Source organism: Escherichia sp. HH091_1A, from assembly GCF_030295175.1.
Lineage (GTDB): Bacteria > Pseudomonadota > Gammaproteobacteria > Enterobacterales > Enterobacteriaceae > Escherichia > Escherichia coli_F.
On sequence record NZ_AP025747.1, the window covers coordinates 336,815 to 357,031 of the forward strand.

Genomic DNA, 20,217 nt, shown 5'->3' on the forward strand with positions numbered 1-20,217 from the left:
GGATTCGTCATGTTTATCGGTCATCTTCCGGCTGGATATTTAATAACTTGTACTTTAGTGAAACGCCTACCGCTGATTTCTCGTCATGCGCGGTGGGCGATGGTTATTGGCTTAGTCGGGGCCGTTGCACCCGATTTTGATCTCTTCTGGTGTTATCTGGTGGATAACGGGCAACGACATCATCATCTTTACCCGTCTCATTGGCCATTATTATGGTTTGCTCTGCTGGCGGCGACATTAGTCTGGGCCGCAATTGCGAAGAATAAACTTCCGGCGTGGTTGGGCGTGGTGTTTTGCCTGAATAGTATCGCGCATTTATTACTCGATACGCTGGTCGGTGATATCTGGTGGTTGATGCCTTTCGTTAACCAGCCATTTGCATTCTTTCATATTACAGCGGTACATCATCCGTGGTGGCTCAATTTTTTATTACACTGGTCTTTTTTACTGGAACTGGCATTAGTAGCTGCCGCCATTGCTATGTGGTGCAGGCGTAATGCTAAAATGGTAAATGTAAAACGCGTGAAAAAATGATTCTGACTTTAAGCGGCGTAACATGTTTCCAGGGGAAATTCTCCCGTGGCTAAGTATGTTTTCCTGACTTTGCCCCAGGCTCTGAACATATAAAAATTCTGCTTTTCACCCTTAAGTTCTTTCACGGATTCCAGCGCAAAACTTTCTTTGATGATCAGAAATTCTCCCCATGAAATATGGTCGCAGCTATATAAATATGCGACCTTTTCATGAGTTTCATAATGTTTTGTTATTTCGATATAGATAGCCATTGGCTTCAAACAGTAGTCCACGCCCGCAGGCGTGGACATTATTGTAATTACTTCGCCGGAATTTCTTTCAGCAGTTCAGTCAGCAGTGTCCAGTAATGGCCTACGCTTTCGATGTGAACTTGCTCATCCGGAGAGTGTGGACCGGTAATGGTTGGCCCGATAGAAACCATGTCCATTTCCGGATACGGCTTTTTAAACAGACCACATTCCAGACCCGCGTGGATAATCTGGATGTTCGGCGTCTTGTTGAACAGACGCTGATAGGTTTCGCGTACCAGATGCATCACCGGGGAGTTAGCGTCCGGCTGCCAGCCAGGATATGCGCCTTTCGCTTCTGTTTTCGCGCCTGCCAGTTTACCCAGCGAATCCAGCATGCTCACCACGTAGTCTTTACCGCTGTCGATCAGAGAACGGATCAGGCAGTGAATTTCTACGTTGTTGTCGGTCATGGTCACGACACCGACGTTCAGTGAGGTTTCAACCACGCCTTTTGCTACGTCGGAGTTGCGGATCACACCGTTAGGGGTGGCGTTCAACAGACGAATAAAGGTATCGCGAGATTTCGCAATCAGGGCAGCTTTATCGTTCGCAACAGAGTCCAGCAACAAGGCCAGATTTTTCTCTTTCTCTGCCAGCTCGTTTTTCAGGATGTCCTGATAGGTATTCACCAGCGTTTTCAGCGCGTCGACTTTATCAGCTGCGACAGCAATGGTCGCAAAGGCTTCACGCGGGATGGCGTTACGCAGTGTGCCGCCGTTGAAATCGATAAGACGCAGGTCCAGTTCTTCTGCATGTCCCGCCAGGAAGCGCACCAGCAGTTTGTTCGCGTTACCCAGGCCAACGTGGATTTCACCGCCGGAGTGACCGCCTTTCAGACCTTTTAAGGTTAATTTGAAGGTTTCAAAACCAGCCGGAACGGCTTCACGATCTAAATGCAGGTTGGAGGTGAAGTCGATCCCCCCAGCACAACCCATGTAGATTTCACCTTCTTCTTCGGAGTCGGTGTTAATCAGAATGTCAGCCTGCAACCAGTTGCTCTGTAAGCCGAACGCCCCGTCCATACCGGCTTCTTCGGTCATGGTTAGCAGCACTTCCAGCGGGCCGTGAACCACGTTTTCGTCAGCCAGAACCGCCAGTGCAGAGGCCATACCAATGCCGTTATCCGCGCCCAGCGTGGTACCGCGCGCTTTAACCCATTCGCCATCAATATAAGGCTGGATAGGATCTTTAGTGAAATCGTGCACGGTATCGTTATTTTTCTGCGGCACCATATCGAGGTGGGCCTGCAAGACGACTGGTTTACGATTTTCCATACCTGCGGTAGCAGGTTTACGAATCAGGATATTACCCACCTGATCGCGTTCGACATGGAAACCTTTCTCTTTTGCCCAACCAACAATGTATTCAGCGAGTTGCTCTTCATGATAGGACGGGTGAGGAATAGAACAGATTTTGGCAAAAATATCCCACAGCGGCTGTGGAGATAATTGAGACAGTTCAGACACGTTAAGTCTCCTTGTCGATCACCCGCAAAACAGTATTGCAGGTCACAGGGTTAGCAGAAAATGTTGTCAACACAAGACAGGCTTGCGAGATATGTTTGAGAATACCACTTTATCCCGCGTCAGGGAGAGGCTGTGCGTAAAAAGACGCGGACTCATGTGAAATACTGGTTTTTAGTGCGTCAGATCTCTATAATCTCGCGCAACCTATTTTCCCCTCGAACACTTTTTAAGCCGTAGATAAACAGGCTGGGACACTTCACATGAGCGAAAAATACATCGTCACCTGGGACATGTTGCAGATCCATGCACGTAAACTCGCAAGCCGACTGATGCCTTCTGAACAATGGAAAGGCATTATTGCCGTAAGCCGTGGCGGTCTGGTACCGGGTGCGTTACTGGCGCGTGAACTGGGTATTCGTCATGTCGATACCGTTTGTATTTCCAGCTACGATCACGACAACCAGCGCGAGCTTAAAGTGCTGAAACGCGCAGAAGGCGATGGCGAAGGCTTCATCGTTATTGATGATCTGGTGGATACCGGCGGTACTGCGGTTGCGATTCGTGAAATGTATCCAAAAGCGCACTTTGTCACCATCTTCGCTAAACCGGCAGGTCGTCCGCTGGTTGATGATTATGTTGTTGATATCCCACAAGATACCTGGATTGAACAACCGTGGGATATGGGCGTCGTATTCGTCCCGCCAATCTCCGGTCGCTAATCTTTTCAACGCCTGGCACTGCCGGGCGTTGTTCTTTTTAACTTCAGGCAGGTTACAATAGTTTCCAGTAAGTATTCTGGAGGCTGCATCCATGACACAGGCAAACCTGAGCGAAACCCTGTTCAAACCCCGCTTTAAACATCCTGAAACCTCGACGCTAGTCCGCCGCTTTAATCACGGCGCACAACCGCCTGTGCAGTCGGCCCTTGATGGTAAAACCATCCCCCACTGGTATCGCATGATAAACCGTCTGATGTGGATCTGGCGCGGCATTGACCCACGTGAAATCCTCGACGTTCAGGCGCGTATTGTGATGAGCGATGCTGAACGTACCGACGATGATTTATACGATACGGTGATTGGCTACCGCGGCGGCAACTGGATTTATGAATGGGCCACCCAGGCGATGGTGTGGCAACAAAAAGCTTGTGCGGAAGAAGATCCACAACTCAGTGGTCGTCACTGGCTGCATGCGGCCACGTTGTACAACATTGCCGCCTATCCTCATCTGAAAGGGGATGACCTGGCCGAGCAAGCGCAGGCTTTGTCAAACCGTGCCTATGAAGAGGCCGCCCAACGTCTGCCGGGCACGATGCGGCAGATGGAGTTTACCGTACCAGGCGGTGCGCCCATCACCGGCTTTTTGCATATGCCGAAAGGCGATGGCCCGTTCCCGACGGTATTAATGTGTGGTGGTCTGGATGCGATGCAGACGGATTATTACAGTCTGTATGAACGTTATTTTGCCCCGCGCGGCATTGCGATGCTGACTATTGATATGCCGTCGGTGGGCTTTTCTTCAAAATGGAAGCTCACTCAGGACTCCAGCCTGTTGCATCAGCACGTCTTAAAGGCGCTGCCTAACGTCCCGTGGGTGGATCACACCCGTGTCGCGGCCTTTGGTTTCCGTTTTGGCGCTAACGTTGCTGTGCGTCTGGCATATCTTGAATCGCCGCGTCTGAAAGCGGTTGCTTGTCTTGGTCCAGTAGTTCATACCCTGTTGAGTGATTTTAAGTGCCAGCAACAGGTGCCGGAAATGTATCTTGACGTTCTGGCGAGTCGTTTGGGGATGCATGATGCTTCCGATGAAGCGTTGCGTGTGGAACTGAATCGTTATTCATTAAAAGTGCAAGGATTGCTGGGCCGTCGCTGCCCAACGCCAATGTTATCAGGCTACTGGAAGAACGATCCGTTCAGCCCGGAAGAGGACTCACGCTTAATCACCTCATCATCTGCTGATGGTAAATTGTTAGAGATTCCATTTAATCCGGTGTATCGGAATTTTGACAAAGGTCTTCAGGAAATCACGAGCTGGATCGAAAAACGATTGTGTTAAAAATTTGCTAAATTTTACCAGTTTGGTAAAACAGGTGCATCACAACAGGAGATCGCAATGACGTTACCGAGTGGACACCCGAAGAGCAGATTGATCAAAAAATTTACCGCACTAGGCCCCTATATTCGTGAAGGTAAGTGCGAAGATAATCGATTCTTTTTCGATTGTCTGGCTGTATGCGTCAACGTGAAACCAGCGCCGGAAGTGCGTGAGTTCTGGGGTTGGTGGATGGAGCTTGAAGCGCAGGAATCCCGTTTTACTTACAGCTACCAGTTTGGTCTGTTCGATAAAGCAGGCGACTGGAAGAACGTTCCGGTAAAAGATGCCGAAGTGGTTGAGCGACTGGAACATACCCTGCGTGAGTTTCATGAGAAGCTGCGTGAACTGCTGACGACACTGAATCTGAAGCTGGAACCGGCGGATGATTTTCGTGATGAACCGGTGAAGTTAACCGCGTGAGTGAAAAGTGCCGGATGCGCCGCATCCGGCAATCTCCATTAAAACTGATAGGTCATCCCAACCGCGACAATATCATCATTATTAATATTTAATTTGTTATCGCTGTCCAGTTGGTTGATTTTATAATCAACAAACGCTGACATATTTTTGTTGAAATAATATGTAGCACCGACATCAATATAATTGACCAGATCCTCATCACCGATGCCCTCAATATCTTTCCCTTTCGATAAGACATAACCCAGCGATGGACGCAGGCCAAAGTCGAATTGGTATTGAGCGACTGCTTCAAAGTTCTGCGTCTTATTGGCAAAGCCGCCAGAGATTGGCGTCATTTTACGCGTTTCAGAATAGAAAGTTGCCAGGTAAATATTATTGGCATCGTATTTCAGGCCTGTTGCCCATGCTTCTGCACGCTTGCCCGTGCCACGGCTTTGCAGGTTCTGCTCGTTGGTGCGATCGGAGTTGGTATAGGCCCCACTAATGGCGAAATCGCTGCCGCCAAAGTCATATGTCAATGACGTGCCGAAGCCATCACCGTTTTGCTTTTTAACGTCGCGGTTTTCGTTTTTTCCTTGATATTGCAGGGTTAAGTTCAGACCATCGATAACGCCGAAGAAGTCGGTGTTCCGATACGTTGCCAGTCCGCTGGCGCGTTTGGTCATAAAGTTGTCGGTCTGCGCGGAGGAATCGCCGCCGAATTCCGGGAACATATCGGTCCATGCTTCCACGTCATACAGCGCCCCCAGGTTACGACCATAGTCGAAAGAACCCAAATCTTTATATTTCAACCCGGCAAAGGCAAGACGCGTTTTTTGCTGAGCAGTATCACTCTCTGCTTTATTTCCGGCAAACTCGGCTTCCCAGCGACCATAACCGGTCAGTTGATCGTTAATTTGTGTTTCGCCTTTAAAACCAAAACGGATATAACTTTGGTCGCCATCTTTACTGTCATTATCACTCATATAATGCATGGCTTTAACTTTGCCATAGATATCCAGTTTATTACCGTCTTTGTTATATATTTCTGCGGCCTGTACGGATGCCGATGCCACAATGCCCATCACCACTAATGCCAGAGTGCTCTTTTTCATTTTCATTCCTGATTTTAATTAACGCGCGAATATTCAGCGGGAGTGTCCCGTTGAAAACAGGAAAGTTTTTAACCTGAGATTGTTAAAGATATATTACAGATTAATGATATTCTTAAAATGTGGTAATTTATTAAATCTGTAATAAAAGCGTAAACAACTGCCGCTACGCTTGCTGATCCCGCGCAACAAAACGCCATGCTTTGCTTGCAGATGGTTGGCAACCGGCGACAGTCCTGCTAAAACGTTCGTTTGATATCATTTTCCCTAAAATTGAATGGCAGAGAATCATGAGTGACAGCCAGACGCTGGTGGTAAAACTCGGCACCAGTGTGCTAACAGGCGGATCGCGCCGCCTGAACCGTGCCCATATCGTTGAACTTGTTCGCCAGTGCGCGCAGCTACATGCCGCCGGGCATCGGATTGTAATTGTGACGTCGGGGGCGATTGCCGCCGGACGTGAGCACCTGGGTTACCCGGAACTGCCAGCGACTATCGCCTCGAAACAACTTCTGGCGGCGGTAGGGCAGAGTCGACTGATTCAACTGTGGGAACAGCTGTTTTCGATTTATGGCATTCACGTCGGGCAGATGCTGCTAACTCGTGCTGATATGGAAGACCGTGAACGCTTCCTTAACGCGCGGGATACCCTTCGTGCGCTGCTCGATAACAACATTGTCCCGGTAATTAATGAGAACGATGCTGTCGCTACTGCAGAGATTAAAGTCGGCGATAACGATAACCTTTCGGCGCTGGCGGCGATTCTGGCAGGTGCCGATAAACTGTTGTTGCTGACCGATCAAAAAGGTTTGTATACCGCTGACCCGCGTAGCAATCCGCAGGCAGAACTGATTAAAGATGTGTACGGCATTGATGACGCACTGCGCGCGATTGCCGGTGACAGCGTTTCAGGTCTTGGAACCGGCGGCATGAGCACCAAATTGCAGGCCGCTGACGTGGCTTGCCGCGCGGGTATCGACACCATTATTGCCGCGGGCAGCAAGCCGGGCGTCATTGGTGATGTGATGGAAGGCATTTCCGTCGGTACGCTGTTCCATGCCCAGGCAACTCCGCTTGAAAACCGTAAACGCTGGATTTTTGGTGCGCCACCTGCGGGTGAAATCACGGTAGATGAAGGGGCAACCGCCGCCATTCTTGAACGCGGCAGCTCCCTGTTGCCGAAAGGCATTAAAAGCGTAACCGGCAACTTCTCGCGTGGTGAAGTCATTCGCATTTGCAACCTCGAAGGTCGCGATATCGCCCACGGCGTCAGTCGTTACAACAGCGATGCATTACGCCGTATTGCCGGACACCACTCGCAAGAAATTGATGCAATACTGGGATATGAATACGGCCCGGTTGCCGTTCACCGTGATGACATGATTACCCGTTAAGGAGCAGGCCGATGCTGGAAAAAATGGGCATTGCCGCGAAGCAAGCCTCGTATAAATTAGCGCAACTCTCCAGCCGCGAAAAAAATCGCGTGCTGGAAAAAATCGCCGATGAACTGGAAGCACAAAGCGAAAGCATCCTCAATGCTAACGCCCAGGATGTTGCTGACGCGCGTGCCAATGGTCTTAGTGACGCGATGCTTGACCGCCTGGCACTGACGCCCGCACGGCTGAAAAGCATTGCCGATGATGTGCGCCAGGTGTGTAACCTCGCCGATCCAGTGGGGCAGGTGATTGATGGTGGCGTGCTGGACAGTGGCCTGCGCCTGGAACGCCGTCGCGTGCCGCTGGGGGTGATTGGCGTGATTTATGAAGCGCGCCCGAACGTGACGGTTGATGTTGCTTCACTGTGCCTGAAAACCGGTAACGCGGTGATTCTGCGTGGCGGTAAAGAAACCTGCCGCACTAATGCTGCAACGGTAGCGGTGATTCAGGATGCTCTGAATTCCTGCGGATTACCGGCGGGTGCCGTGCAGGCGATTGATAATCCTGACCGTGCACTGGTCAGTGAAATGCTGCGTATGGATAAATACATCGACATGCTGATCCCACGCGGCGGGGCTGGTTTGCATAAACTGTGCCGCGAGCAGTCGACGATTCCGGTAATCACAGGTGGTATAGGCGTATGCCATATTTACGTTGATGAAAGTGCAGAGATCGCTGAAGCATTGAAAGTGATTGTCAACGCGAAAACTCAGCGCCCGAGCACGTGTAATACGGTAGAAACGTTGCTGGTAAATAAAAACATCGCAGATAGCTTCCTGCCCGCATTAAGCAAGCAAATGGCGGAAAGCGGCGTGACATTACACGCTGACGCAACTGCGCTGGCGCAGTTGCAGGCAGGCCCAGCGAAGGTGGTGGCTGTTAAAGCCGAAGAGTATGACGATGAGTTCCTGTCATTAGACTTGAACGTCAAAATCGTCAGCGATCTTGACGATGCCATCGCCCATATTCGTGAACACGGTACGCAACACTCCGATGCGATCCTGACCCGCGATATGCGTAATGCCCAGCGTTTTGTCAACGAAGTGGACTCCTCCGCTGTTTACGTTAACGCCTCTACGCGGTTTACCGACGGCGGCCAGTTTGGTCTGGGGGCGGAAGTTGCGGTAAGCACACAAAAACTCCACGCGCGCGGCCCAATGGGGCTGGAAGCTCTGACCACCTACAAGTGGATCGGCATTGGTGATTACACCATTCGTGCATAAATAAAACCGGGTGATGCAAAAGTAGCCATTTGATTCACAAGGCCATTGACGCATCGCCCGGTTAGTTTTAACCTTGTCCACCGTGATTCACGTTCGTGAACATGTCCTTTCAGGGCCGATATAGCTCAGTTGGTAGAGCAGCGCATTCGTAATGCGAAGGTCGTAGGTTCGACTCCTATTATCGGCACCATTTAAATCAAGTAGTTACCCCATATTTAAATACACCACGCTTCCTCCTGTGCCGTATTTGTGCCATTGCGACTTATGATCGTGCCGATTTTGCTTGCGTGCTCGGTGAGATGCCCGGCTGAAAGGTGAGCGTATCTCTGAACCTTTTTGAGAGTTTCCCATCCTCCCATCTCTTTAAGTGCAAGAAGAGAGACTCCGGACTGAACCAGCCAGCTTGCCTTTGCTATCAAAGTACCTTGAGGACCAGATGATTTCTGGCGATATTTACAGCGCTTCCGCAATGAGTTTTTCTCTGTGCCGCCAGAGGCGTTCCCCGCTTTTTCAGCACCGCAATAATGTCGGCGGAATGCCAGTCCTGTTGCATCATGCGGCCACCTCGCTGATAAATTTTACGCCGTCGGCGGTACGCATCCAGCGCGGGGCTTTGAGTCCTTCCGTGAAATACCAGACCAGCTCACACAGCAGCCCGGTCAGGGTTTGCTCCATTTTTGGTTCCGCCGGACGTTCCAGCAGAAGCTGGAGTAGTGCGAGGCAGTATTCGCACAAGGAATCAGGTTCGGAAATAAAGTGCTCTGGTGTGGCGGGAAGGGTATCCACGGTCAGGCTTTCGGTAAGATGCGGTGGGATGGGGTCGTGTAGTGTGGGTTGCAATAGCGCAAGAGCCGCGTGAAGCCGCCCGCAGAGCGCCAGTCGTAGCGCGGGATCGTCGGTTTCAATCAGGGTTTCGGCAAAGCGGGCGCAGTAGTCAGCAAGGACAGTGAAATCCGTGGTGGCATTGAAGGGGACGGTCAATAGATCGAGTAAATCGCTGTCAGTGGTGAGGATTGTAGCCATAGGGCAACCTCCGATAAGTGGGTGTTCAAGCCACCACCGGAGAGGCTAATCTCGCGGGTGGTGGAACCGGGCAGGGTTAGCCTTACCAGCCTTATCGGACACTGGCGCGTCTTGCGACGCCCCCGCCCGGCCCACCATTGAGGTGTAACCGTGCGAACAACACAAAAAAAGACGCTGGCGCGTCATGTGTCGCCGATAAGATTTCTTCAGGAGGCTAATCCCGACGCCTGATTTTGCAGGCGCGGGAGAAAGATACTGCGATTGGTCATGAGTGGCAAGAGCTACATCATGTTTACCGACATCTCACGCAAAAATACCCTGATTATTAATAGCGAAAATCAGTTTCTTATTTTGGCGGTAGCTTTTTGCGGTTCTTTGCCAACTGGAATCCTTCAGGTAACGGTTTGAATTTATCGCCGCCTTTAGGCCAGCGTTTTGCCCTGCTCTGAAATGCCCTTAACGAGTCGATATCCAGCGTTGCAGCGACCACAAAGTCATTATCACCGCCCTTCACACGAGCAATATCACGCATAAAGGGTTCTTTTGCCGGGGAACGTACGCGACTATCGCCGTATTTTCGGTTATTCACTAAAATAGTATAGGCATGAATATCCAGCGCTGCTGATTCAATCAACGATGCAAACGTATCTAGATCTTTATTCCAGCTCAATACCATTAATGCATCGAGTGCGCCCTGAAAACGGATCCTCGCTTTACTATTCTGGAGTTCAGAGCAAATCATAACGCCAAAATTGACGCCATGATGAATATATACCGGCTTACGTTGTTTAACATTAAGTGTCGAGTCCCAAGACTTACCATAAGTTGAAAATAATGCCTCATCTTCACCTACGGCGGGTTCCAGCTTGGGTTGCCATATTTTGACACTCGCTGGATAGCCGAGTCTGTTATCTGAAAGGACAAGTACGGCCTCACTCTTCAGTTGATTATCGTCTAAGTGGCGGTATTCTGTTCCCGCAATTAGACTGATACCCGCCGAACTCAAACGATCAGCAATACTGTTAACCCAGCGTAACGGGATTGAAAGCTCAGGGAATAAAACATAATCAGGTTTAGGAGATAGTTTCAATGTTGCATTAACCAGTTCAGAAATCCGCTGGTACCTTGAACGGGACAAGTTAGATTTATTGCAGGCCATTTTAGCCCAGTCGTCCTCCTCTGTTTTAATGCTGGTTAGCGCAACGACAACTTTATGTTTCCTGTCTGTGCCAATATGAATGAATTTCTTAGGCCGAGCTTTTTTTGTCGCTTCATCTGAGTCCTGCTCCGATGCTAGCAACGTCGGTTTGATCCATACTCCGCGTAATGCTTGAGTATATTTTGCCCAAATGGTGGACGGTCTCTCATCTGGTTTTTTGTCGGATGTGGAGGGTAATCCAACACATTCGGGGGCCAGTTCTGATATTTCAGCGGGTGTTAAAGGACGTGTAGGGAAAATGTAAGGTAGGTAACTTTCGTTCTTACGATTTCCTTTAGCCACTTTTTCCAGTCGGGTATTCTTGGTTGATTTCAAAAATAGCTTAATAACGTCAATATCAATAAGCGATGAGTCGCTCATTAATTTCAGTATTTTAACTTCTTTTTTACTATCACGCTGATTAACAAGTTTTTCTGCCGACTGACTCTTTACGATCTGTTTATAAGGTTCCTTTGCTAAATCAGCTCGAGCTACCAATGGCGCTTTTAAATAAAAATCTGCTGAATCAAAGCGAAGATCCAGTAAATCCTTTAGATTCGTCAGACTTTGTGAAATATGATTAAAAAATGTATCCGCAAGGCACTCTTCTTTCTTTGAACGTTTATCAAGAAATAATCTGTCAGGACTGTAATATCGTGTCGCTGCATCAACAAATAGCCAGCTTAATGTGCCTTTTATACAGCGCCAAAGATCATTTACTGCTCGAGTTTTGCAACCATTTATATTCACTTCCTTACCTGAAGTAATCACCGATGCCAACAGGTTGATGGATTCGTAAGCTTTAAGTACAATTTTTTCCGCGTGCTGCCATTCATTCATACTGATAGCAAAGCCAAGCAGCCTTGGCAGATAACTAAAATGTGCAAATAGATTATCAGCCCTAAGAATATGGTTGTAGGCAAACTGATAAAACTCTTCCCGCTGTTCTTTCCATTCACTTGGAGGCAGATCTCGTGCCAGTGTTTCAACGTAGCGTAATTGCAGTGACCAGCCCAAACGACGAATGGTTAATCCATCTGCACGGCGCAGAGTATCGGCATTTTCACCTACACTACCGGCAGCGGAAAGGACTTTAGCTGCGGTTGAGTGTTCCAGTTGATCCGGTGAAGGCATCAAGCGGTGTTCACTAGAAAGCTCGTAGATCTCCTTTTCGATACTGTCGAGCAGGTCTATTCCAGCCCTCCCTTGAAGCACGAAAAGTTTTTGCTTATCGGATTGTAACTGGATGGTGGTCTTACCATGGAAATGCTCGCCCTGCTGTATTTGCCATATTTGTTTTTGCTCGTTTTTCAAATAAACGCAATCATTGCCAAGCCTATCTTGCAGCAATAACATAAATTCGTGATTATTAGTAATTTTCCCTGTATCGCGTATTACAAGGAACATATCATCGACATAACGACCGTAGTGAATTGGTGATAGTTTTTCAATGACTAATTTATCCCAATGGTGTAGCAATATATTTGAAATGATCCGACTGGCTGTTAATCCAATGACCAGACCACCATTAATAACAGGTGTTTTGTACGCTATTTTCTTTCCAAATGCCGCTGCGCCGTCAGACCAGTGCTTTAAGAATACTGCTAACTGTGCAGTAAACGCTTTTTCATCCTCAGTCAGTTTTATGTTTAGTGTGTTATAGAGATCATCAGAGGTTATAGCCAGTGGATCAATAAAATGATAGTAACTTTTTAAATCCAGTGAGGCGGCGATAATGTCACGATCTTTTTCCAACTCGTCACGTATAGCTTTTAAGCCATCACCACGCCATTTTTGGTAGGGCTGGAAGTAGGGGCTAAAAGAACCCACTGCACTGATATGGAATGGATTATCCTGCTCATTGCTAAATAATTCATCATTACGAATACGCTTTAGCCGCGCGCCATAGCAACAGTTATCTAAGCTGGCATCAAATTTATGCCCGACCATGTTAATCCATAGTGCAGAGATAATGTGACTATCAACCGGGAAGTCACCAATAATACGAAACTCTGGTATCAGATCAAAATTATTAAATAAATGGTCGGCTGCTCGTTTAGGATTAGAAAAGTGGACGTGTCCATTTTGGGATTCATGTTTTTTCTTTATGGTTAATTTTTTCGGTAACAAACGAAATTTGCCAATCAACTTCTTATTGCTACTGAATCCATCTTCGCTCTGTAAAAGATCTAAGAGTTTTTGCAGGTTTTCAAGTAATTCCTGCTCATACTCGGCAAATTTGATAGCAACAGGAAATGTATTCTCAAAGAAGCTATCGGCTTTTGCTTTCCGGTAAGCGACCAGAAGGTCTTCAATCGTCAGATCATCCCAGCCAGTGAAAGTTGCCTGATATGTCATGCGTTATCGTCCTTAGATTAAAGTCTGTACAGAATTAGCCAGCCGTTTCATGCCCGAAGGAGGTGCTCTTGACACCAGTAATCCATCAGTGAGGCTGGCAATAATTTTGATTTGTATCCATGTTACACGCTCCCCGCAACCAGTCCGAGCATATATTTGTCACATTTTTCCCGAAAGTGATTAAGTTTGAATTTTTTGTTTAATGTCGAGTTTAAGTAGACAAAATGAGGAATAAGTAAACTATTTCTTGCTGTGGCGTATCCCTTAATCTACACTAGTTTATATATTATTGTTAATGTCTATTCAGAGGCGACATTTGCCAAACTATCTAAACTGGCTGATGCAGCATACACTACCCGGTCAGGTGCTGCTCCAGTCATGGCTTACCCGCAACGGCGTAGATCGTAAGCTTTCTTATCTCTATGTTCAGAATGGCTGGCTCAGGCGCATCGCTCACGGTGTGTACTGCCGGACGGGCCGTGAGCCGGATTGGGTAGACGCGGTTTACTGCCTTCAAACACAGTGGGAAAAGCCTGTTCGGGTGGCGGGGCTAACCAGCCTTGCGCTTCAGGGCCATGCGCACTATACCGAACCGGGTAAGCCGCAGGTCTGGCTCGCGCTTCCGGCTTACGTTAAGCTGCCGGGATGGTTTGCTGCCTTCGAACAATCTGCAACATTTATCACGCTGTATACATCGGGGCTTACCGTAGATGTAACGTCATTGACTACGGAACTGAAAATTGGCGACCGCCAGTTAGCAGGCAGTGTTCCGGAACTGGCCGCGTATGAGATCGCCTGCGGCGTTCCTTCGTTGATCTCGTTCGAACATGCCGATGCTCTGTTTCAGGGGTTGAATCTTCTCAGCCCACGCAAATTGCAGGCACTGCTTCGCGCCAGTCATTCGATTAAAACCAACCGGGTGATGCTTTACCTTGCCCGGCGTAATGGACACCCTTATTTTCAGTATCTTGATCAAAGCGGTATAGAAATAGGTACGGGAAAGCGGCAAATCATACCTGGTGGCTGGCTGGAGCCGGATTATCAAATTACTGTTCCACGCGAATTTAAACCGGAAGGAGTCGAAGATGGATCTGCGTGATAGCTATACCCGGCAGGTCAAACTGTTGATGGCCGCTCTGCCGCATGTGGCGAAGGAGTCCTGTTTCGCATTAAAAGGCGGCACCGCAATCAATTTGTTTGTGCAGGATTTTCCCCGTCTGTCGGTGGATATCGATCTGGCGTATAAGACTTTTGCGGATCGCGATACCGATTTGACGGCGATCAACGACGCTTTGAAGAGAATTACTGCATCGCTGAACAGTAAACCGGGGATTACCGCGATTCGGCAGGAAAATAAAACGGATGAAAAGCGCATCATTGTGAATACGGCTGATGCCCAGATTAAGATCGAGGTTAGTCCGGTCTGGCGTGGGCTGTTGTTGCCTCCGGCAGAAATGTCGGTGTGCGAACGTGTGGAAATGGAGTATGGCTTCACCACTATGAGTGTCGTTTCGCTGGCGGATCTTTATGGCGGTAAAATCTGCGCAGCGCTTGATCGTCAGCACCCGCGCGATCTGTTTGATGTGCTGAATATGCTGGAGAAACCGGGACTGATGCGGGAGATCTTTGACGGTTTTCTTTGTTATCTGGCAGGCCATCCCCGCCCCATTGCCGAGTTGCTGGCCCCAAACTGGGATACAGAGCGAATCACGACGCTGTATGCTCAGGAATTTTCGGGGATGACTCAGCAGGAAACGTCGCTGGAATCGCTGCTGTCAGTAACGACTTTGCTGCCGCAGGCGTTGAAGTCACATCTTACGGATCGGGATCGCGAGTTCTTGCTCAGTTTTAAGCAAAACAGCCCTGACTGGTCGCGGTATCGCTATCCTGAAATTCAGCATTTTCCGGCTATTCGCTGGAAGCAACGTAATCTGGCGGTGCTGAAAGATAAAAATCCGGCGAAGTATGTGGCGGCGGTGAATAAGCTAGAGAGGGTGCTGGCGTAATCAATAGACCAGCATTAATCACAGATGATTACCAATCAGACAGAAATGGTTAAATCGTCGAATTCATATTTAATACGTTTTCTTACGCCGCTGAACAACTTGAAAAGCAGGAAAAGGATGCATATTTTAAATATCAGTGAAGTGAACGGTTTATGGCCGTTATTAATAGAAATGGAGGAATAAATAGGTGTATTCTACTATTGCAACAAAAACAACGATATTGATCGGTTTTCATAATGAAGTAACCTGACAGATATAAAAATGTTGATTGAGGCTAAATTCCCGGATGAAGGTTGTCGAGGGAGCCAGGTACTTTTTTCTTTTGGGTGATCTCCATTACTGGATAGTCCCCTTGTACAGATAAGACCGCTCTTTCTCGCTCAAAGCGGCCCCTGGAATTGAACGCAGAGTGACTACCTGACACAATATTGCACAGTGAAGAGTCGGTCGTTGTTAACGTTCAGATTTTCAATGTATCAATGACCATCCGCAGAGCGGGGGAGACGTTGCGATGAGGGTAATAGAGAAACAATCCCTCCATTCGCAGGCTGTAACGCTGCAACACTCTGATAAGCTTACCGTGTTCTAAATCATCCGCAACCAGTTCAACAGGAACATAGGCCAATCCGAGGCCCAGCCGTGCGGCTTCTGCTTCCATATAGCTGTCGGATAGGGCCCATTGCCCTTCAGGTCGATGAGTGATTTTTTTATCATCCTGATTGAGTTCCCACTGGTATACGCTACCGTCGGCAAACTGATAGGCGATACAGGGATGCGCCTTTAAATCCGCCGGGGTTTGCGGAAAACCATAGCGACGAAAATGTTCCGGAGTCCCCACAATTGCCATCTCCATATCGGGCGTGATGCGTACCGCGACCATACCCTGGCCGACTTCAGGCCCCAGGCGGACACCAGCATCGAATCTTTCCTCGATGATATCGACGAACCGGCTCTCATTTATCAGTTCAAGCCGGATATCAGGATATCGCTGTTTAAATACCGCCAGCTTTGGCAGCAGGCATTTATCAATCGCGTGCTGGCTGGCATTGATACGTACCGTGCCGGAGGGCGTCTCTCGATAGTGCGCCAGTGTGGCAAGCCCAAGATCTAACATTTCAAATCCAGATGCCGTCTTCTGGTAGAGCTGCTCGCCTGCTTGCGTCAGCGACAGTTTACGCGTGGTGCGCACCAGCAGCTGGACGCCGAGCCTTTCTTCAAGCTCGCGAACAGAACGGCTGACTCCTGACTGAGCAAGACCCAGCCGCTGAGCCGCTGCGGTAAAGCTGCCTTCCCGCACCACCTGCATAAACAGGTACAGCTCGTTGTAGTTCTCCCTTTTCGCCATTGAAACATCCCCCCTTCATGCCGGCAATCTCCGCATTAATTTATAACAATATGGTATTAATCTTAGCATTAATCGCCCCCTAATCAGCACTAATTCTGCTCACTATAATGACCCCATCAAAGTAAAGCACCGCAGTGTTGTCCGTCGGAAACCTGTATCTCTCTGTTGTTTTTTATGGGGATTTTTATGAAAGCCTTCACCCGAACGCTAAAAACCGCGATGCCGACCATGCTGCTTTTCGCATCATTAAGTGGAGTCACGACAATGAGTTATGCTGATTCAACCAATCCTAATGCCCCTGTGTCCATGACAGATAAATGGGATAAAACGTTCGCCGAGAGCCAGAAAGTCGATCACCGTAAAGTCTCGTTCCCGAACCGATATGGCATCACCTTAGTGGGCGATCTTTACCTGCCTAAAGACCGTGGCGATCGCAAGCTGGCGGCGATTGCGGTCAGTGGGCCATTTGGCGCGGTGAAAGAGCAATCCAGCGGCCTGTATGCGCAGACGCTGGCGGAACGAGGGTTTGTTACCCTGGCGTTCGATCCTTCTTACACCGGGGAAAGCGGCGGCTATCCGCGAAACGTCGCCTCACCGGATATAAACACTGAAGATTTCAGCGCGGCGGCGGATTTCTTAGGGCTGCAAAAAGAGGTAGATCGCAACCGTATCGGGCTACTCGGTATTTGTGGCTGGGGCGGCATGGTGCTGAACGACGTGGCGATGGATACCCGCGTTAAAGCGGTTGCTACCAGCGTGATGTATGACATGAGCCGGGCGATGGGCCATGGTGTGGGGGATGGCGAAGACCGTTATTCTACCGCCGACCGTCGTGCTGTTCTGCAATATCTGAATGAACAGCGCTGGAAGGATGCGCAGAGCGGAACGTTCGCTCACGGTGGTCATGATATTAATGTCGATAGCAATGGCAAGGTCAGTGCGGGCGAGCGCATTCTGCCAGAAACGCTGCCGGCAAATCCTCATTCGGTACTGAAAGAGTTCTTTGACTACTATCGCATGCCACGCGGCTTCCACGAACATTCCGTTAACTCTACCGGGGCGTGGACGGCAACGATGCCGCTGTCATTTATGAATATGCCGCTGTTGAGTTACGCCAGTGAAATCACCATTCCGACGCTGATTGTGACCGGTGAGAAAGCACATTCACGCTATTTTGCTGAAGATGCTTACAAGGCGGTTGGCAGTAAAGATAAAGAGCTGGTGGTGGTACCAGGGGCAAATCACGTGGACCTGTACGATAACGTGGCCGGAAAAATACCTTTCGCGAAGTTCGAACAATTTTTCCAGACCAAACTGAAATAAAACCTCTCCTGAATTGATGCAAAGCCACCGGCCATAGGCTGGTGGCTTTTATCCTGGCCTTCGTGAAATTTCACTATGTCGACGCTAAACCAAACACCATCACCTCATCATCAGCGCGCATACTGGGGCGGTATTTTTGCCATGACCCTGTGCGTGTTTGTGCTGATTGCTTCTGAATTTATGCCCGTCAGCCTGCTCACGCCGATTGCCCGCGATTTAGGCGTGACGGAGGGGTTGGCTGGGCAGGGGATTGCTATCTCCGGCGCGCTGGCGGTTCTGACAAGCCTGACGCTTTCAACGCTAGCTGGAAAGATGAATCGTAAATTCCTGCTGCTGGGAATGACGGTTCTGATGGCCGTATCGGGGCTTATTATTGCGCTGGCTTCCAGTTATCTGATGTATATGGTTGGTCGTGCGATGATTGGTGTGGCCATTGGCGGATTCTGGTCGATGTCTGCGGCAACGGCTATTCGTCTGGTGCCGCAGCAACAGGTCACGCGTGCGCTGGCGATTTTCAATGCCGGTAATGCGCTGGCGACGGTCGTGGCCGCACCGCTGGGAAGCTATCTGGGGGCTACGGTCGGATGGCGAGGCGCTTTCTTGTGCCTGGTGCCCATGGCGGTTGTCGCCTTTATCTGGCAGTGCATCAGCCTGCCCAGTATGGATGCGAATAAAAGCCACACGTCATTTGGCACGGTATTCCGCTTATTTAGCCGCCGCATGGTTGTGGTCGGCATGATAGCTTGTGGCCTGTTTTTCATGGGGCAGTTTGCGCTATTCACCTATGTGCGCCCGTTTCTGGAGTCGGTGACACGGGTTAATTCCTCAGGCTTGTCGTTGATTTTGCTGATTATCGGCGTGGCCGGTTTTATTGGCACGCTGGTTGTTTCGACATTCCTCAACAGAAAATTCTACCCTACGCTGATGGCCATACCTGGGTTGATGGCCGTCATTGCCATCGGCCTGATGCTTACCGGGCATCACGTCTGGATGGTCTCGCTGCTGTTAGGCCTCTGGGGCATGCTGGCAACCGCCGCGCCAACCGGGTGGTGGACATGGATTGCGCGTACGTTGCCCGACAACGCGGAAGCCGGAGGCGGGCTAATGGTCGCGGTGATTCAGCTTTCAATCGCCCTTGGATCGACGGCAGGAGGCATCGTGTTTGACCACCTCGGCTGGCAGAGTACGTTTGCCATGAGTAGCGTGCTGCTCCTATGCGCTGGCGTACTGACCTTTGTTACCGCACGCCAGAAGGCCGGTGCGCTTTAGTCCGGCGAGGACGCGCGTTGCTGAATAAGTTACACAAGGCGATGAGCGCCCACTATGGGTTGGGCGCTCTTTTAAACGATTTAGGTGATTTTCTAAAACGGCTACTGCAGATTTTTCTCTTAATTTATGGTATTTCCCCCGGAGGAGAGAAAGCGCTCTCCACGCCCGACCGCAAGGATCACGACGACGGGGGCAGGCATGAATCCTCCTCCTGATGGAGACGTACAGAAGCGACTTCTGCCAGCACGGAGAGTGCCAGAGTATGCGCATCCCGGGCTTTGGGGAATATCCCGATGGGTGCCCGGATTTGCGCTGTCTCCTCCCTGGACCATCCTAGCTCGTGGAGCTTTTGCAGACGTAACGTGTGGGTTCGATAGCTGCCCAATGCGCCGAGATAAAAGGGTTTTGCCTCTCGCGCGGCCTGCAACACTGGCAGCTCCCGGTTGAGATCATGGCACAGCAAAATGACCGCCGTATCGGTATCGATCTGAGCGCTGGCTGAGGCCGGAAAAAGATCGAAGATATGGCTGTCATAGCCTGTGGCTGCTGCAAGACTCGCGGTTGCCTGCGCCTCAAGAGAACGTCCATAAATCATCAGCCTGACGCATGGCCTGAACCCCACCTCAAAGCCATTGAGATTCCAGCCCGTTCGGGTTTGTGTGGGCAGGCACACCAGCGATTGAGCTTGCGGATCGTAGCGCAGACCCGCCGGTTTTCTCTGTTCCAGGCGGTTCAGCACGGCGAGCAGAGGCTGTGTCGAGCGTAGTTTATGGAGCGTCAGCGTGATCCCACCGCCGCAGGGCAGAACGATGTCAAACCACGGCGAACCTTCGCCATAGCGAATTTCGCGATCGCAGCCTGAGCCCATCACCTCCAGCGCTTCAAAAGCGGCAGCGGCCTCCACGCAGCCGCCAGAGACAAAACCGCAGTAACGACCATCTTCGCGCACCACCATCTGTGCTCCGAGCGGGCGCGCCGCGCCGCCGCGTATCTCCACCAGCGTCACCAGCACCGCTCCTTTACCGGACATTAGCGCCTCTACGGCGAAGCGCAGAATGGTCCGGTGGTCATCGGTGAGAAACGCCTGCTCTGGCTTATGCCAGTGCTCGTCTTTGTCAAAAAGCGAGTATGACATTGTTCC

18 protein-coding genes, 1 tRNA gene and 2 pseudogenes are annotated in these 20,217 nt (G+C 49.9%); 11 read left to right on the plus strand and 10 right to left on the minus strand.

The window, feature by feature from the left end:
• The first annotated feature begins 9 nt into the window (after positions 1–9).
• The gene (locus QUF14_RS01590; protein ID WP_000469798.1) at positions 10–534 is read left to right on the plus strand and encodes a metal-dependent hydrolase; all 525 of its coding nucleotides are present in this window, start codon (positions 10–12) and stop codon (positions 532–534) included.
• A gap of 8 nt (positions 535–542) precedes the next feature.
• On the opposite strand, the gene QUF14_RS01595 is transcribed toward QUF14_RS01590, so the two are convergent.
• On the minus strand, positions 543–824 hold the full coding sequence (locus QUF14_RS01595) for a hypothetical protein (RefSeq protein WP_000106437.1): 282 nt from the start codon (positions 822–824) through the stop codon (positions 543–545).
• Positions 825–832: 8 nt separating this feature from the next.
• Positions 833–2,290, minus strand: coding sequence for a cytosol nonspecific dipeptidase (gene pepD / locus QUF14_RS01600; RefSeq protein WP_001293012.1), 1,458 nt, complete (start codon positions 2,288–2,290; stop codon positions 833–835).
• Positions 2,291–2,550: 260 nt separating this feature from the next.
• On the opposite strand from pepD, the gene gpt reads away from it, so the two are divergent.
• The 3 genes from gpt (at position 2,551) to crl (ending at position 4,804) form a co-directional block, all read left to right on the plus strand.
• Positions 2,551–3,009, plus strand: a complete 459-nt coding sequence (gene gpt / locus QUF14_RS01605; protein WP_001291990.1) for a xanthine phosphoribosyltransferase — start codon at positions 2,551–2,553, stop codon at positions 3,007–3,009.
• Positions 3,010–3,100: 91 nt separating this feature from the next.
• Entirely contained in the window at positions 3,101–4,345 is a 1,245-nt protein-coding gene (gene frsA, locus QUF14_RS01610) for an esterase FrsA (RefSeq protein WP_000189544.1), read from the plus strand.
• Between the two features lie 57 nt (positions 4,346–4,402).
• On the plus strand, positions 4,403–4,804 hold the full coding sequence (gene crl, locus QUF14_RS01615) for a sigma factor-binding protein Crl (RefSeq protein ID WP_000174675.1): 402 nt from the start codon (positions 4,403–4,405) through the stop codon (positions 4,802–4,804).
• Positions 4,805–4,842: 38 nt separating this feature from the next.
• On the opposite strand, the gene phoE is transcribed toward crl, so the two are convergent.
• Complete coding sequence (phoE, locus tag QUF14_RS01620; RefSeq protein ID WP_000749856.1) at positions 4,843–5,898, minus strand: phosphoporin PhoE; 1,056 nt, start codon at positions 5,896–5,898, stop codon at positions 4,843–4,845.
• Between the two features lie 287 nt (positions 5,899–6,185).
• Between phoE and proB the strand changes: the two genes are divergently transcribed.
• The 3 genes from proB to QUF14_RS01635 all read left to right on the plus strand — a co-directional run bounded on the left by proB (position 6,186) and on the right by QUF14_RS01635 (position 8,744).
• Positions 6,186–7,289 carry a glutamate 5-kinase gene (proB, locus tag QUF14_RS01625; protein WP_001285288.1) on the plus strand — a complete coding sequence of 368 codons (1,104 nt, stop codon included), beginning with the start codon at positions 6,186–6,188 and terminating at the stop codon, positions 7,287–7,289.
• A gap of 11 nt (positions 7,290–7,300) precedes the next feature.
• Positions 7,301–8,554 carry a glutamate-5-semialdehyde dehydrogenase gene (gene proA, locus QUF14_RS01630; RefSeq protein WP_000890578.1) on the plus strand — a complete coding sequence of 418 codons (1,254 nt, stop codon included), beginning with the start codon at positions 7,301–7,303 and terminating at the stop codon, positions 8,552–8,554.
• A gap of 114 nt (positions 8,555–8,668) precedes the next feature.
• Positions 8,669–8,744, plus strand: a tRNA-Thr gene (locus tag QUF14_RS01635).
• A gap of 14 nt (positions 8,745–8,758) precedes the next feature.
• Here QUF14_RS01635 and QUF14_RS01640 read toward each other — a convergent pair.
• From QUF14_RS01640 to QUF14_RS01655, 4 genes and pseudogenes are all read right to left on the minus strand, one after another.
• Positions 8,759–8,961: pseudogene (locus tag QUF14_RS01640) on the minus strand (integrase); the annotation flags it as partial.
• Between the two features lie 8 nt (positions 8,962–8,969).
• Positions 8,970–9,110, minus strand: coding sequence for a helix-turn-helix domain-containing protein (locus tag QUF14_RS01645; RefSeq protein ID WP_001424131.1), 141 nt, complete (start codon positions 9,108–9,110; stop codon positions 8,970–8,972).
• Entirely contained in the window at positions 9,107–9,577 is a 471-nt protein-coding gene (locus QUF14_RS01650) for a hypothetical protein (protein ID WP_000201186.1), read from the minus strand. The genes QUF14_RS01645 and QUF14_RS01650 overlap by 4 nt, the downstream gene beginning before the upstream one ends.
• A 346-nt stretch (positions 9,578–9,923) precedes the next feature.
• Positions 9,924–13,133, minus strand: a complete 3,210-nt coding sequence (locus QUF14_RS01655) for a hypothetical protein (RefSeq protein ID WP_100733901.1) — start codon at positions 13,131–13,133, stop codon at positions 9,924–9,926.
• Positions 13,134–13,449: 316 nt separating this feature from the next.
• Between QUF14_RS01655 and QUF14_RS01660 the strand changes: the two genes are divergently transcribed.
• Together QUF14_RS01660 and QUF14_RS01665 are read left to right on the plus strand one after the other, a co-directional pair.
• Positions 13,450–14,232 (plus strand): type IV toxin-antitoxin system AbiEi family antitoxin domain-containing protein, encoded by a 783-nt coding sequence (locus QUF14_RS01660; RefSeq protein ID WP_001134470.1) that lies wholly within the window; start codon positions 13,450–13,452, stop codon positions 14,230–14,232.
• Positions 14,219–15,139, plus strand: coding sequence for a nucleotidyl transferase AbiEii/AbiGii toxin family protein (locus QUF14_RS01665; RefSeq protein ID WP_100733902.1), 921 nt, complete (start codon positions 14,219–14,221; stop codon positions 15,137–15,139). Before QUF14_RS01660 ends, QUF14_RS01665 begins: the two co-directional genes overlap by 14 nt.
• A gap of 162 nt (positions 15,140–15,301) precedes the next feature.
• Here QUF14_RS01665 and ykgR read toward each other — a convergent pair.
• A pseudogene (gene ykgR, locus QUF14_RS28845) lies at positions 15,302–15,370 on the minus strand (small membrane protein YkgR); the annotation flags it as partial.
• A gap of 229 nt (positions 15,371–15,599) precedes the next feature.
• Entirely contained in the window at positions 15,600–16,484 is an 885-nt protein-coding gene (locus QUF14_RS01670) for a LysR family transcriptional regulator (RefSeq protein ID WP_001119037.1), read from the minus strand.
• Positions 16,485–16,748: 264 nt separating this feature from the next.
• On the opposite strand from QUF14_RS01670, the gene QUF14_RS01675 reads away from it, so the two are divergent.
• Both QUF14_RS01675 and QUF14_RS01680 read left to right on the plus strand, forming a co-directional pair.
• Positions 16,749–17,807 carry an alpha/beta hydrolase gene (locus QUF14_RS01675; protein WP_138983879.1) on the plus strand — a complete coding sequence of 353 codons (1,059 nt, stop codon included), beginning with the start codon at positions 16,749–16,751 and terminating at the stop codon, positions 17,805–17,807.
• Positions 17,808–17,948: 141 nt separating this feature from the next.
• Complete coding sequence (locus QUF14_RS01680; RefSeq protein ID WP_145960290.1) at positions 17,949–19,076, plus strand: MFS transporter; 1,128 nt, start codon at positions 17,949–17,951, stop codon at positions 19,074–19,076.
• A 178-nt stretch (positions 19,077–19,254) separates the two neighbouring features.
• Here the strand turns inward: QUF14_RS01680 and paoD are convergent, their stop codons facing one another.
• Positions 19,255–20,211 carry a molybdenum cofactor insertion chaperone PaoD gene (gene paoD / locus QUF14_RS01685; RefSeq protein WP_000122400.1) on the minus strand — a complete coding sequence of 319 codons (957 nt, stop codon included), beginning with the start codon at positions 20,209–20,211 and terminating at the stop codon, positions 19,255–19,257.
• Positions 20,212–20,217 lie beyond the last annotated feature (6 nt).

What these genes read in the sequence shown, in the direction of transcription:
- phoE (WP_000749856.1), bottom strand. Translation starts at nt 5,898, where the DNA reads ATGAAAAAGAGCACTCTGGCATTAGTGGTGATGGGCATTGTGGCATCG.
- QUF14_RS01650 (WP_000201186.1), bottom strand. Translation starts at nt 9,577, where the DNA reads ATGGCTACAATCCTCACCACTGACAGCGATTTACTCGATCTATTGACC.
- crl (WP_000174675.1), top strand. Translation starts at nt 4,403, where the DNA reads ATGACGTTACCGAGTGGACACCCGAAGAGCAGATTGATCAAAAAATTT.
- QUF14_RS01655 (WP_100733901.1), bottom strand. Translation starts at nt 13,133, where the DNA reads ATGACATATCAGGCAACTTTCACTGGCTGGGATGATCTGACGATTGAA.
- QUF14_RS01645 (WP_001424131.1), bottom strand. Translation starts at nt 9,110, where the DNA reads ATGATGCAACAGGACTGGCATTCCGCCGACATTATTGCGGTGCTGAAA.
- QUF14_RS01595 (WP_000106437.1), bottom strand. Translation starts at nt 824, where the DNA reads ATGTCCACGCCTGCGGGCGTGGACTACTGTTTGAAGCCAATGGCTATC.
- frsA (WP_000189544.1), top strand. Translation starts at nt 3,101, where the DNA reads ATGACACAGGCAAACCTGAGCGAAACCCTGTTCAAACCCCGCTTTAAA.
- QUF14_RS01680 (WP_145960290.1), top strand. Translation starts at nt 17,949, where the DNA reads ATGACCCTGTGCGTGTTTGTGCTGATTGCTTCTGAATTTATGCCCGTC.
- QUF14_RS01670 (WP_001119037.1), bottom strand. Translation starts at nt 16,484, where the DNA reads ATGGCGAAAAGGGAGAACTACAACGAGCTGTACCTGTTTATGCAGGTG.
- gpt (WP_001291990.1), top strand. Translation starts at nt 2,551, where the DNA reads ATGAGCGAAAAATACATCGTCACCTGGGACATGTTGCAGATCCATGCA.
- paoD (WP_000122400.1), bottom strand. Translation starts at nt 20,211, where the DNA reads ATGTCATACTCGCTTTTTGACAAAGACGAGCACTGGCATAAGCCAGAG.
- proA (WP_000890578.1), top strand. Translation starts at nt 7,301, where the DNA reads ATGCTGGAAAAAATGGGCATTGCCGCGAAGCAAGCCTCGTATAAATTA.
- QUF14_RS01590 (WP_000469798.1), top strand. Translation starts at nt 10, where the DNA reads ATGTTTATCGGTCATCTTCCGGCTGGATATTTAATAACTTGTACTTTA.
- proB (WP_001285288.1), top strand. Translation starts at nt 6,186, where the DNA reads ATGAGTGACAGCCAGACGCTGGTGGTAAAACTCGGCACCAGTGTGCTA.
- QUF14_RS01665 (WP_100733902.1), top strand. Translation starts at nt 14,219, where the DNA reads ATGGATCTGCGTGATAGCTATACCCGGCAGGTCAAACTGTTGATGGCC.
- QUF14_RS01675 (WP_138983879.1), top strand. Translation starts at nt 16,749, where the DNA reads ATGAGTTATGCTGATTCAACCAATCCTAATGCCCCTGTGTCCATGACA.